Here is a 13,307-nt window from a genome sequence, read left to right as displayed (position 1 = left end):
CCGAAATGTAAGTTATTGTTTTATATAGGGTGGTGTTTTTTTATGAAAGTTGAAATACTAATAAGTGGTTAAAATAACTAACTATTAATAAAAAAGGATGCGCGATGCATCCTTTGTTTAATTTAGAAACTTTAACTGTGGTATTAATGTGCTCTGAAGTAGCTTATTTGTTGCTTAATTTTTTCAGCTAATGTCATTAGTTCACTTGCCGAATTTACAGTACTTTGCGTGCGAGACTCACCCTCTTTAGCGAGTTGGCTTATAGAGTGTAAATTTTGAGTAATCTCTGCTGCAACGGTGCTTTGTTGATCTGTTGCCTCAGCTATATTATTTGATGAGCGAGTTAGATCACCAATACTTTGAGTGATTAAGTTAAGTTGCTCTCCTGTTTTTTCGCCCTCTTCAGCTGATTTAATACCCAACTGACGGCTTTGTTCCATTTGTTTAGTTGCGGCGGTAACTTGTATTTGTAGCTGTTCAATTGTTTGGCTAATTTCTAAAATTGATTTTTGAGTGCGCTGCGCTAATGTTCTAACTTCATCGGCTACAACTGCAAACCCTCTACCTTGTTCGCCAGCTCTTGCCGCTTCTATTGCTGCATTAAGTGCTAGTAAGTTTGTTTGCTCAGCAATCCCATTAATTACTTCGGTTACTTTACTTATTTCGTTACTCGCGGTGTTTACTTTTTCTACAGAGTTATGGCTATCATTTAACTGTTGGCTTAGTTGCATTAAATCATTAACAACTTGGGTTAATTGTGTTCGACCTAATTGAGCTTCTGCATCAACTTGTTGGGTTCGTTGAGCGCCTTCATTTGCGTTATTGGCTACATCTTTAATGGATACTGACATTTCTTCGATGGCGGTGGCTATTAGATCTGTTTGCCCCATCATTGCATGTGCTTCTTTGCCGTTAGTGAGTGCAATTTTTTTGGAGATGCCCGCTTGCTTTTCCAGCTCAACTACAGAGTTTTGTAAGGCGAGTATTAGTTTTTTGAGTTCAACCGACATGCTGCTTACACTCGCGGTAATTTGGTCTATTTCATTTTCACTATTTGTGTTGGTATTTAAAAAATGTTGTGACAAATCACCTTTACCTAATGCATCAACGCTACGTGTTAACTGTCTTAATGGTTTAAGTGTTTTTACTAGCACCCAAAAAAGTAAAATTGAGATAGCAAGGATCCCCCCAACAGACGTTATGCTGTTAACTACCATTAGTTTTATGCTTTCTTCAGTGAGTTCGCTTTCTTTTACACGACCAAGTAAGGTCCAATCCCACCCAGGTACCGTTTTACTGTAAGCAAACATCGGGGTGTTATTTTTACTATTGTATTTTAATGACAGACCCTTTTTAATTGCCTCTAGATTAAGCCCATCAAGTGCTTTGGAGTTCACTTTTGAGTCAACTGCGGCCTCTTTACCCGCTATAACTACATCATTTGTATTTCTGAAAACAAATAAGTTACCGCTTTCTTCAATTACTATTTTATTAACAGACTCTCTCAGCGATGCCAGTGCATCGTTTATATTAAAACCTATGTATAAAATACCAATTACTTGGTTTTGTTTATTTTTAATTGGTTGGTAAACAGTCATATACTCGTTGCCGAATAATTTAGCGTAACCTTCATAGCTTTGACCGTTCATAAGAGGCTGATAGCCTGGGTGTTTTTTTCCTAAGTATGTGCCAATAGCCCGTTGCCCATCACTCTTTTTTAAAGAGGTAGTAATACGAAAAAAATCATCCCCATCTCGCATAAATACCGTGGCGTTACCTCCGGTTAATTTAGCGTAATTTTCAACAATATCGATATTGTTATTAACCTGTTCACCATCATGTAAAAGAATAGGAACCATAGTATCTACGACCATTACTTTTTGATCGCTTTTTTTAAATTCACCAGGGTACATACCTTTAAATACGGTCGCATTGCGTTTTGCTATTGCAAGTAGGCTGTCGTATTGGAGTTCTAAAAGATCTGAAATAGCGGTTATTTCAGACTTAATCGCAGTTTCACTTTTTTCAGAAAGTGTATTAGCCGAGATTAAATAGGTAGATAGTCCCACTAAACTAAAAATACATAACGTTAAAGTGAATGCTAGGGCACCAATTTGTTTTGATATTGACCAGTTTTTATAGCTCATACTTCACTCCAAAGAAAGACGGTATTTATGCGTACTTAGTTTAATTATAGGCGTTTTAAGTTGTTTTTTGATGACTTACTAGCAACTAACTTAACCTAATAATCAATTTATCATATAAAAAAAATTTAATAATAATAAAAAGTTAGCAATTTATGTTGAAGGTGTTATTGCTGAATTTATTTGATTATAGCTAGGATGGTTATTTTTATTACTATTTTTTAAATATAAAAAATCCGATATGGCATGCCATATCGGATTTTAATTTAACTCATTAAATTTAAATTTAAATTAAAAGCTGTAAGTAATATTACCGTATAAGAAACGTCCGTCTAATCCGTAAGGCGCATACGGTGTGTACGGGAATATTTGGCCAAAGTCAGAGTAACCAATGTTATCCACGGTTGCTTGTGGGTATTGATCGAATAAGTTGTTTGCACCAACGGCAAATTTCCAATATTCGTCAGGACGGTATGCCACTTCTAGGTCGGTGATCCATTTAGGGTCTAGGTATTCATCGCGATCAGCTGTAGTTGATATATCAGCGACTTCACCATAACGTGTGGCACGAAGCGTTGTTTGCCATTCGTTAAAGTTCCACACTGCTGATAGGTTCCATTTGCTATCTGGCGTGCCTTCTTCAAAGCGACCTACTTCACGACGGGCAAACACTACGTAGTCGTCACCTAGTGAGTTAAGTTCGCTTGGGTTGTCGTTTACGTGTGTTACTTCGGTATCGTTAAAGTTAGCGGCTACGTTTAAACGTAAATCACCTAAGTTGTCTAAATCTAAGTTATAAGTGGCAACTATATCTACACCTTGCGTACGTGAGTCGATAGCGTTGGTAAAGTAACGTACGCTTTCGGTGTTTAGCTCACCGGCATTTTGTAGTATTTCAACAACTGCATCGCCCTCTAGGTTTTCAGACAATACAATACGGTCATCAATATCAATACGGTATGCATCAACGGTTAAGCTAAAGCTGCCTTGCGTGTACATAAAGCCCGCAGTAACGTTTACTGACTCTTCAGCATCTAACGGCTGAGCACCGAGTGCTTGCGCTGCGGCTGAATCGGTTGGGAATAAACCAACTTCAAATGGTTGGTTGTTCTCAAGTACAGTTGATATTTGGCGGTACGAGCTTTGCGCTAAAGATGGCGCACGGAAACCGGTGCTAATTGCACCACGCAGCGATAGATTGTCAGTAATGCTGTAACGCGAAGCAAGTTTAGAGGTAAATGTGTCGCCAAAGTCGCTGTAATCTTCATAACGACCCGCTAAAACGACGTTCCATTTTTCTGTTAAGTAGGTATCAAACTCAACAAATAAAGCGATGTTATGACGGCTTTCGTCAGTCGCACTTTCTGGTCCAAAACCAGCAAGTACTTGCGCGCCACCGGCTGCAATTGGGTTACCGTCGCTATCAAGTGCGGTGATGTAAGACGCTTCTTCGCCTTCTTCTATTTTGTAGCTTTCGTGGCGGTATTCAGTACCTACGGTAAAAAATACGTCATCAGGTAAGCCTAAATCGAGTGTGGTGTTGGCCGTTGCGTTTACTAAAAACTGATCGTAAACCAGTGCACCGTTGTCAAATTCGGTTGGGCTGTCGGCACCTAGTGATGTGTTAATACTATTTACAACACCGAAACCAAAGTCGTTGCGGCCGTAGTTGGTACTTACATCCCATGTCCAGTCGTTAGTATCGCCTTTTAAGCCCAGTGCAAATGAGTAGTCTTGTACGTCCGTTTCAATTTGCGGCAAAAAGCCATCTGGGTACACTTCTAAAACGTTACGGCTGTCTTTTGCTCGGCGGTAAAAACCACCTGAATTACCTTCACGCTTTGAGTAGCTACCAAATGAATAAAGGTTTAAGCCGTTATCTAAATCGTAACCCATGTTGTAAAACAACGCGTAATCTTCAAGGTCTGCTTTACCAAAACGGTGATTGTAACGATCGATAGTAAATTCGCGTGGGTCTAGGCTGCCATCATCAAGGCGGCTGTATTGTTCGCGTGGGTCAAAGCCTGAGCGCTGCGTTGAGTCGTTATCGCGGTATTCAATTGATACGTTTACAAAGCCGTTATCAGATAACGCAAAACCAGAGTTTGCGCTAACAGTGCGTGTTGCACCGTCGTTTACTTCTCTGTCGCCACCGGTATTAAACGCTAAGTCGCCGTTAGCATCTGCATAGGTGCTTTCTAGCTGAGGTACGCCAGCCATTTGAGTATCGTATTTACCGTACGTTACGCTTACGCTGCCGCCTTCTGAGGCATCTTTAAGTACAATGTTAATTACCCCTGCAATTGCATCAGAACCGTACTGTGCGGCTGCGCCATCACGTAGTACTTCAACACGTTTAATTGCAGAGGTTGGGATCATGTTCAAATCAACAGCTGTAGAGCCTCGACCAACAACACCCGCTAAGTTTAATAGCGCACCGGCATGGCGGCGCTTACCGTTTATAAGTACTAATGTGTGATCGGGTGCTAATCCACGTAAAACAGCTGGTTTTGCATGGTCAGTACCATCACCCATAGTGGCACTTGGGTAGTTAAAGCTAGGTACTTGGTTTGCTAGTATTTGGCTTATTTCTAGCTGACCCGTACTTTGCATATCACCGCTGGTAATAATATCTACAGGTACTGAGCTTTCGGCAATACTGCGTAAGCTTCTGCGAGTACCTGTTACTGAAATCACTTCAATGCTTTTTTCGGCTTGAACATCTTGTTCTGCAGCAAATACAGAAGAATAGGGTGCACTAAGTGCAGAAGAAACGGCCAGGCTAAGTGCTACTTTTTTGGCTGATAATGACTTTAACATGATGTTGAATCCCTTGAGGGCTGCTGACTATTGATTTTAAAAAGGAGCGCATCATATAGAAGCGACTACTCTAGTGCAAAGATAAAAACTATCTAAGATATTCTAAGTTGTTAACAAGTAAGGTCACTGTTTACGCGCGATATAGGCGTTTGGATCGTTGTAGTTGCAATCTTGTGTCGAATGGTTGCGAATTCAAGGGGATTTTAGATAAAAGTTAGTAAGGCGTAAAAAGGCCAAGCAAATGCTTGGCCTTTCAATTTTTTAAATTTAGTGATTTAAATTATTCAGGGGCAACTTCAAGCGTTGTAAATAATGCATAACGTCCTGCATCTACGCCTTCTTCATTTACGGTAACCTTGTTAGAGGTTTCGATTAGGTATAGGCCTGGCTCTTTCCACGTAATTGTAAACATACCGTCTTTATCGGTCGTTACTTTTACTTCGCCACGCTCGTTACGGTAGCGTGTGTCGCCTTTTAAAATACTTACTTCAACGCCTTCACCAGCAGATTTACCATCTTGTAGTAACTGAAAACGTGCTTGTTCACCTACAAATAAATCGTTTGGATGCGTTGGACCGCTAAGCTCTAAGCCTAAACCTAGCTGTGCAGGTTTTGAGGTGCCATTTCGGCTTACAAATGTATCTACTGTTGAAACAACCTTCGTTGTTGTTACATCTTTTGCATTGCTAGGTAACTCGGCTTCTGTTTTTTTACCAAATACGCGCTTGCGCTTACCTTCTTCGTTTTTATAGAAGGTCATGTACATTGGCTTTTGGGTCATTGCAATGTGGTAAGTGCCTTGCTCTGTTAAGCTTACCGCAGCTGAGCTTTTACGCTTTAAGTAATAAGCACGAATGGTGTCGCTTACTGGCTCACCATTAGGTGCAAGTGCCATTAATAATGTGTCGTCGTACTCGGCGCCTTTTTCTTTAGGTTTAAAGGCTTTGTCTGGTGCAAACATTTCGTTAGAGATACTAGCGTCAATCATTACGTAATGCGCTTTATCGCCTGATAAAGATGTATGTGAAGGTAGTAACCAACGTCCGTGTGCACTTGCTGAAGTTGACACTAAAGCAGATAAGCTCAATGCGCCGATTAATGCCGTTTTTAATAAATTAATTTTCATTGTATTTCCTTAAATTCAAATGATTAAGTAGCAGCTACTTAGTGCTTACAGTGACGAAGCTTTTAGAAAACTCGTTTTTACCATCAATTGTTAGTTTGCCTGATTTAGTTAAATCGAGCTCAACGCGGGTGTAGTCTCTGCCGCCTTCTTCGCGTACAACTTCAATATTTAGTAAGTATTTACCTGGTTTTACTGGGTTACCGTCTAAATCATTACCTTGCCAATTTATGGTGTAAGTACCTGCGCGTTTTGTTGCGCCGCTAATGCCGTCAAAGTTGGCATCGCTTTTACCAGCTTTACGCCACCATTGGCGTAAGTCTTTAAACCATTCTGCTTTTTGCACCCAAAGTGCAAGCGTTGTAACGTGTTTGCGCTCTGGTGTTTCAAGCCAAACTGCAACGTATGGGCGGTGATACGGTTGTACTTCTAAGTCAGGAAGCGTTAATTCAACCTCTAGCTGTGGTGTTTGCGCATGCGCCGTTGTTTGAAAAAACGCAGCTACGAGCAGTAATGCGGCGCTTATAAATAATTTAAATTTAACCATTAAGACACTCCTTTTATTTGTGGAACCCAACATAAATAAATAACCAGTGGAGTTGCCACTCCTAGTGCGGTTATCCATATTCCTGCTAAGCGTTTTTTTCTATTTTGAAACAAAATAATCATGCCGGTGATGGCAAATAAAATCATTAGCACGGCAGATATATCAATTACCCAACTCCATACTTCACCGCTGTGGCGGCCTTTATGTAAGTCGCCAATAAGGCTTAAAAAGCCACCTGTTTGGTAATCAAGATTTAGCTCGCCAGTTGTAAAATCAAGCTCTGCGTAGGCAAACCCAGCAGGCAGTGGGTAGTCGAGCATGACAAGCGCGTCTTCTTTTTCCCACTCAATGCTTTTTACTTTTGTAAGAGCATATTGCTCGGCTAGGTAAGCTTCTATTTCAGGGTAAAGCGTTGGCAGCGTATTTAGCTGCTCATTCGCTTTGGTAACTAGCTCTGCTGGAATTACCGCCGTTACTTGGCCATTATTTTTATCGTTTTTAAGCCAATCAATATGGTTGAGCACAATGCCGCTAACGCAAAATAAGATAAGCAAAAAAAACAAAGCTGTAGAAATATAAATATGTAGAGCACGGCTTGTGCTATACAAAGCCCGCTTGTTAATAAACGACATAAAAACAGTAAATAAATTAAATTTACAACATGATAATGATTTGCATTAGCTATTACAAATTTACTTACTTATCTTTACATAAAAACTTTAAAACAAAGGCGGTAAGTAGGTAAAAAATGAATATTTAACGCTTAGGAGGGCTGGAAGGTCTTAAAATAAGGTAAATCATTACCAATACTTCTATTACTGCAACGAGATAAATAACCCAAATAGGGGCGGCTGAATACAGTAAAAATGTAAATCCAATTAACATGCCAATGGCGGCGTAGCATTTGGCTTTTACAGGCACTACTTTATGGGCTTGCCATTGCTGCAAAGTTACACCGTAACGAGGGTGGTTTAACAGCCATTGTTCAAGCGCGGGTGATGAGCGAGTAAAGCAGGTGAGCGCTAAAATAAAAAATATAGTGGTAGGCATGACCGGCAGCACAATGCCAATAATGCCCAAGGCTACAAGTATTAAGCCAAGTGCTTTAAACCATAAGTTTTTATAACAAATAAACACTGCTTTTATATTCACTTAGGCTCTTTTTAGTAATGGCTGATACTTTCGATTGTAGGCCAAATAGTTATAAAATCGAAGTGTAAAAACATAAAAAAGGGCAAACTAAGTTTGCCCTTTTAAATTTATAAAATAGGTTTTACTTATCTAGAAGTAGTAACCTACGTTGATGTTAAAGCGACGCTCTGTATCGCCATCACCAATAATTGTTCCGCCAATAAATGGCTGGTTACGTGCTTGAATAAAGTCAAAGTACGTAAATAACGGGCCTGCTGATACGCTCATACCTGTTACGTTCATCCATGTATCTGCACTGTCGTCAGATTTGTCGTAAATGATGCCGTAATCGTTGTAGAACTGCACGCCTGTTATAGGGCCTAAATCAACCGATAGGTCGTAAGCTACGTTAAAGTTAGTCATGGTAGCTTCGCTTGATACGGTATCGTAGTAGTCAAACGCACCTACAACAAAGCGGTTGCTGTTGTCGTCTAGGTCGTAGTCGTACTCACCGTGCTGAAATTGAATATTCCAGTTATTAATTTGGCTGTTTACGTGGAACGCCCATGCGCCGTAGTTACCTGCACGGTCGTTACCATCATGTAAGCCACCGCTTAATAGTGATACACCCACATCGGTTTTAGCGTTTTCGCCATGCTCAATTTGGTACACCGTACGAGCTGCAAATGTGTTGTATTCACCAAGGCGAGAGCCAGGTGCATCGTATGTGCCTTCGGTTGTTGCACGGCTACCAACTATATCAAAAGAGTAACGCTCGTTAACTTCAGAGCTGCCATCAACGCCGCCTACTTCATCATTTTTGAAAAAGCCTAGGTCTAGTTTCCAGTTATCTTTTAGTTTACGGTTTACTGTTACACCCAAATCAAAGTCGTCTTCTAGGCCAACATAGTAGTTAGTGCTAAAAAAATAGCTGTGTGAGTTGTATGGGCCATTACCAAAAGGGACAGGTGCAATACCTGCTTGTGCTTCCCAGCCATCAGTAAATTCGTAACCTAAGTATGCATACTTAACAATGGTCATGTAATCGTAAAAGCGAAAATCACCATTAACAGAAATATCGTTTATTTCGCCAGATAAGTTAATGCGAAATACTTCAAAGTCTAAGTCGCCGCTACGATCTTGAGTGTCTTCATCGTATGAATTAGTGCTGTAATTAAAACGCACTGCGCCACCAATTTTAACGCCTTCGTCTTTTTTCTCAGATTCGGCGGCAGCAACAACAACTTCTTTGTTATCAGCTTTTTTACTAATTTTTGCAACTTCTTGCTTGTGTTGCTCATTAATTTTTTGCTGTTTTGTTTTTTCATCAGCTAACTTATTTTCAAGCAGTTGCATTTGTTGCTTTAACTGCTTAAGTTGGCTTTGTAACGTGTCTAGATCATCAGACGCATAAGAAGTACTTGTAACACCACCTAGAACTAGTGCTAGTGTTAATTTTGAGAGTTTAGTCATAATTGCCGCTCAGATTTTGATTAAAAAATAAAAAATTCAAGACGTAAAAAAACGCCTTACGTTTAGGGTAAGTACAAAAACTATGTATTTTTTTTATTATTTATTCTTTAGGAGCTTGAGTAAGCGCACCAACTTCTAGAAGGGGCGATGCATCTAATTTATCTGCATCCATCATTGCGGCTACACGCTGCATTGATGAGAGTAAAAGGCTCTGTTCCCATTCAGCAAGTGCAGAAAACTTTTCAATAAAGTGTTCTTGCAATGGCTGAGGTGCTTTATCAAGTAACTCTTTTCCTTTATCGGTGAGGTATAAGCTCACTCTGCGTTTATCCATTTGACTGCGTACGCGTGTTACTAAGTTTCTGCTTTCTATTCTGTCGAGAATATTGGTGACCGTTGCTGGGCTTAAATTTACATTTTGAGCAATACGGCTCGCCGTTATTCCATCGGTTTTTTGCACTTCTTGCATTATAAGCAATTGTGGGCCAGTTAAACCCGAAGTTTTATTTAGCTGCTTAGAATGTAAGTCAATCGCGCGGATAACTTTACGTAAAGAAACCAATAACTCGTCATATTTTTGCATTTGCTTATCTCGTCGATGGGGCGGTAGTTTGCCGTAATCGCGAAATGTTACACATCAAATAAATTGAATTCAAATAATATATTGTACTTTAGCCCGCTTTTATTGGTTTTTAATAGTTAGAGCAGTAACTAATGTAAAATTATATTGTTTAAATATTGGTAAATTTTCTTAGCACCTTGTGTGCATTAAGTTGCGCACAGTACGTATGTTGTGAATAATTGGCAAGTCTTATTGTATAGACTTTAGTATTATTCATTTACAGCTGTTAGTACAAAGTAATTGTTTGTGAGTTTACTGTATATGTATTAATCGGCAATGAACAAATTCAGCAATCAATATTTAATATCAATAGCGTATACTTTAAGCATGCATTATTGTTTAGATGTAAACATTAAAAATCTTTAGTATCAGTATTATAGGGGAAGGTATGAAATTATCGCCATCAGTTAGCATTGAGCAAAGCGAATCCGGACTTGAGTTTATTAAAGTAGCTAGTGAAAAGTGCGACGCAAAAATATTTTTGCAAGGTGGGCAAATTACCGAGTTTATCCCTAAAAATAACAAGCCACTTATTTGGGTTTCACAAGAGGAAACCTATCAAGAAGGGGCGAGTATTCGAGGTGGTATTCCTATTTGTTGGCCGTGGTTTGGTACACACGCTAATGATGGGTGGCCTGCCCACGGTTTTGCGCGCACAAGCGTATGGCAAGCCGATGAAGTACACGAATCTGATGAGCAAATTACAGTTAGTTTAAAGCTCCCCATGAAACTTGTTAATACAACGTATTGGCCGCATCAGTGTGCATTAAAAGTTGAGTTTATATTAAGCGATAAATTACAGGTTCGCTTAACGACCACTAACTTAGGAAGTGTGCCATTTAGCTTTACTCAAGCACTGCATACCTATTTTCCAACCTCAGATATTACAAATACCCATGTTGATGGTTTGCAAGGCGCGCAATATATTGAGTTTAGTGAAGGGCCATTTGTACAAAATGATGTTGTAAGCTTTAATCGCGAAACCGACATGGTTTATACACAAGCAAGTACAATGCAAACCATTAACACGCCAGAAGGTGTTATTAATGTGAGCCGTGAAAATTCAAACTCGTGTGTACTGTGGAACCCATGGATAGAAAAATCAAAACGCTTATCTAACTTTGCTGACGATGAATATAAAACAATGCTCTGTCTAGAGGCCGCTAATGTACTGACAGATGAAGTAACGCTTGAGCCAAAACAAAGCCACACCTTAATAACTACCATTAGTTGGTAAGCTAGTCATAATTAAAAGCAGAAATAGGGACAAATAGTGTTTAACAATCAACAAATAATGGATTTACCAAAGCATAGTGATATTAGCTTTAAGCCATTGGCTGATAAAGCCTTATTACATACACAACTTAGCTCGCTTCTGTTTTATGTACCGCTAATTGGAGCGCTTATTGCTGTTTGTTATTTTAATGAAGCCTTTGCTAATAACGCACAAACATATTTACTAATTGGCATGCCAATTTTGGTGGCCGTATCTATGGCGTACAACATGATAAGTGTGAGGTTGCGAGGTTTTGCAGTGCGAGATCATGACATTGCTTTTAAAAAAGGCGTTATTTGGCAACAAGTGACGGTATTACCTTTAGCGCGTGTACAGCATATGGAAATACACCAAGGGCCAATAGAGCGAAAACTTAGCCTTGCAAGCATTAAATTATTTAGCGCTGGCGGTGTAAGTGCCGATTTACAAATTAGCGGGCTAACCCATGATGATTGTAAAAATATGCGCCAATTTGTACAAAACTACCGCCAAGACGACGCAACTACTCAGGCAGCTTTAGTCGATGAGTAATACAACTATCGAAGATAAAGCCAGCCCTATTTACTGGCAGAAAGTATCGCCCTGGGCACTTTTATACTTTGTTGTGCACTTTAGTGTGCGCTTTGTAAAAGATGGCCTTTTAAACTTACTGCCCATGCTTGTCGTGTTTGTTACTCAAGTAGAAAATAAGTTGTTTTGGGCGCAGGTTGCAGGCGGTATTGCACTAATTTTGCTACTTGTTTACTCATTTTTATATTATTTAAATTTTAAGTTTAGTATTAGTAGCGACAACGAAATATTGCTTAACAAAGGTGTATTTAAAAAAGAGCGACTTACGCTTAAATTTGGCCGCGTGCAAAACGTTAATATTGCCGAGCCGTTTTATTTTACCCCCGTAAACTTAGTTAATTGTATTTTTGATGCCGCAGGCAGTGTGTCGCAAGAAGTTGTTTTACCTGGTGTCACTAAAGATTATGCACAGCAAATGCGTAAACAAATATTTGATTTTAAAGCGCAGCAACAGCAAGAAGCACCAAATACTGAACAAAGCGAAACAGACACTATCGAAAACAGCCTAAGCATTAGCAATAAAGAAATAGCCAAATTTGGTTTGATGTCGAATATGGCCATTTTTGCAATGGCTGCTTTGGCCCCTTTTATAAACCTAATTGTTGATTTTTTAGAGAAGCAAATTATTGCGAAAGTAGAAGGCTTTTATCAACAAGAGCTTGGTATGCTGGCAAGTGCTGCTACCTTTGCGATGATCACCTTAATTGTTTTGCTAGTTTTGGTGGCTGTAATGCTATCGGTGACTATGTCGCTTATTCGCTTTTATAACTTTGAGCTTTATTTTAAAGGTCAAAAGTTTAAACGTATTGCTGGCTTGTTAGAGCGTCATCAGCTTTCAATGAGCATGGACAAGGTGCAATCTATTGTTATTAAACAAAACCTAATGGGGCGATTACTAAAGCGATTTACCGTTGAGTGTTTACAAGCAAGTAGCGGCGGAATAGCAGCCGGTGTGGCGGCTAAAAAAAATAAACAAACGTTAGTACTACCTGTATTAAATAGCGAACAAGTTGATAGTGTATGCCAATGGATTTACCCGTGGTTTAATAGTAAAAAACTCGCTTTTAAGCGCGCAGAGCGAGCGCTTTTGTATAAAAATTTAGGCTTTTATTCACTGTTACCCAGTGCACTCGTGTTTGGCTTTTGTTTTATTGCTGATATTAATACTTTGATAAGCCTTGGTGTTTTGGTGGTGTTTTCTGGCTTGGTGACTTTGTCGTATCAGCGTTATGGTTATTACATGCATGAGGATAATGGCCGATTTTACATGGTTGTACGCAAAGGTATGATTGGCGTTCATTACCGTGTTTTTGAGCTTTATAAAGCGCAAAGTGCGCGCAGTATAAGTACGTACCTAATGAGAAAATCTGGCTTAAAAAGCCTGTATATACAACTTGCTTCAGGCTTCGCATTTATGCCCTACATAAAGCAGCAAGATGCTGACTTTATTATTGATTTTACAATCAAACAGATTGAGTCAGATACTCGCAGCTGGATGTAAATTACCCTAATAAAACATGTGCAAATACCCATTTTCACATGTTTTATTACACTTTCTTACTGCCCATGAAAGACATTTAATAATACCCTAGATGGTATTA

Annotated in this window: 11 protein-coding genes; 3 read left to right on the top strand and 8 right to left on the bottom strand. The window is 39.4% G+C overall.

Annotated elements, in window-relative coordinates; translation table 11 throughout:
* Positions 1-143 precede the first annotated feature (143 nt).
* The 8 genes from AC5NT5_RS16625 to AC5NT5_RS16590 all read right to left on the bottom strand — a co-directional run bounded on the left by AC5NT5_RS16625 (position 144) and on the right by AC5NT5_RS16590 (position 9,821).
* Positions 144-2,147 carry a methyl-accepting chemotaxis protein gene (locus AC5NT5_RS16625; protein WP_494514215.1) on the bottom strand — a complete coding sequence of 668 codons (2,004 nt, stop codon included), beginning with the start codon at positions 2,145-2,147 and terminating at the stop codon, positions 144-146.
* Between the two features lie 288 nt (positions 2,148-2,435).
* Positions 2,436-4,964: a TonB-dependent receptor plug domain-containing protein gene (locus tag AC5NT5_RS16620; protein ID WP_494514216.1), complete on the bottom strand. Its 2,529-nt coding sequence runs from the start codon at positions 4,962-4,964 to the stop codon at positions 2,436-2,438.
* Between the two features lie 280 nt (positions 4,965-5,244).
* Complete coding sequence (locus tag AC5NT5_RS16615) at positions 5,245-6,090, bottom strand: DUF4198 domain-containing protein (protein WP_002960196.1); 846 nt, start codon at positions 6,088-6,090, stop codon at positions 5,245-5,247.
* Positions 6,091-6,124: 34 nt separating this feature from the next.
* Positions 6,125-6,634, bottom strand: coding sequence for a DUF2271 domain-containing protein (locus AC5NT5_RS16610; protein WP_024589611.1), 510 nt, complete (start codon positions 6,632-6,634; stop codon positions 6,125-6,127).
* On the bottom strand, positions 6,634-7,266 hold the full coding sequence (locus AC5NT5_RS16605; RefSeq protein WP_182674515.1) for a PepSY-associated TM helix domain-containing protein: 633 nt from the start codon (positions 7,264-7,266) through the stop codon (positions 6,634-6,636). Before AC5NT5_RS16605 ends, AC5NT5_RS16610 begins: the two co-directional genes overlap by 1 nt.
* Positions 7,267-7,390: 124 nt before the next feature.
* Positions 7,391-7,786: a YbaN family protein gene (locus AC5NT5_RS16600; protein WP_024596096.1), complete on the bottom strand. Its 396-nt coding sequence runs from the start codon at positions 7,784-7,786 to the stop codon at positions 7,391-7,393.
* A 129-nt stretch (positions 7,787-7,915) separates the two neighbouring features.
* Complete coding sequence (locus tag AC5NT5_RS16595) at positions 7,916-9,238, bottom strand: porin family protein (protein WP_002960190.1); 1,323 nt, start codon at positions 9,236-9,238, stop codon at positions 7,916-7,918.
* A 100-nt stretch (positions 9,239-9,338) separates the two neighbouring features.
* Positions 9,339-9,821: a MarR family winged helix-turn-helix transcriptional regulator gene (locus tag AC5NT5_RS16590; protein WP_002960189.1), complete on the bottom strand. Its 483-nt coding sequence runs from the start codon at positions 9,819-9,821 to the stop codon at positions 9,339-9,341.
* Positions 9,822-10,248: 427 nt separating this feature from the next.
* Between AC5NT5_RS16590 and AC5NT5_RS16585 the strand changes: the two genes are divergently transcribed.
* The 3 genes from AC5NT5_RS16585 to AC5NT5_RS16575 are packed head-to-tail and all read left to right on the top strand — an operon-like array spanning position 10,249 to position 13,207.
* Complete coding sequence (locus AC5NT5_RS16585) at positions 10,249-11,097, top strand: D-hexose-6-phosphate mutarotase (protein WP_494514217.1); 849 nt, start codon at positions 10,249-10,251, stop codon at positions 11,095-11,097.
* 36 nt (positions 11,098-11,133) lie between these two features.
* On the top strand, positions 11,134-11,667 hold the full coding sequence (locus AC5NT5_RS16580) for a PH domain-containing protein (RefSeq protein WP_182197757.1): 534 nt from the start codon (positions 11,134-11,136) through the stop codon (positions 11,665-11,667).
* A complete protein-coding gene (locus AC5NT5_RS16575; protein ID WP_182754732.1) occupies positions 11,660-13,207 on the top strand; it encodes a PH domain-containing protein in 1,548 nt (515 codons plus the stop codon). The genes AC5NT5_RS16580 and AC5NT5_RS16575 overlap by 8 nt, the downstream gene beginning before the upstream one ends.
* The last annotated feature ends 100 nt before the right edge of the window (positions 13,208-13,307 follow it).

Source organism: Pseudoalteromonas sp. J2K-J599 (assembly GCF_059295115.2).
The sequence above is the reverse complement of the archived record's forward strand: the minus strand, read 5'-3'. Positions and strand labels throughout refer to the sequence as shown.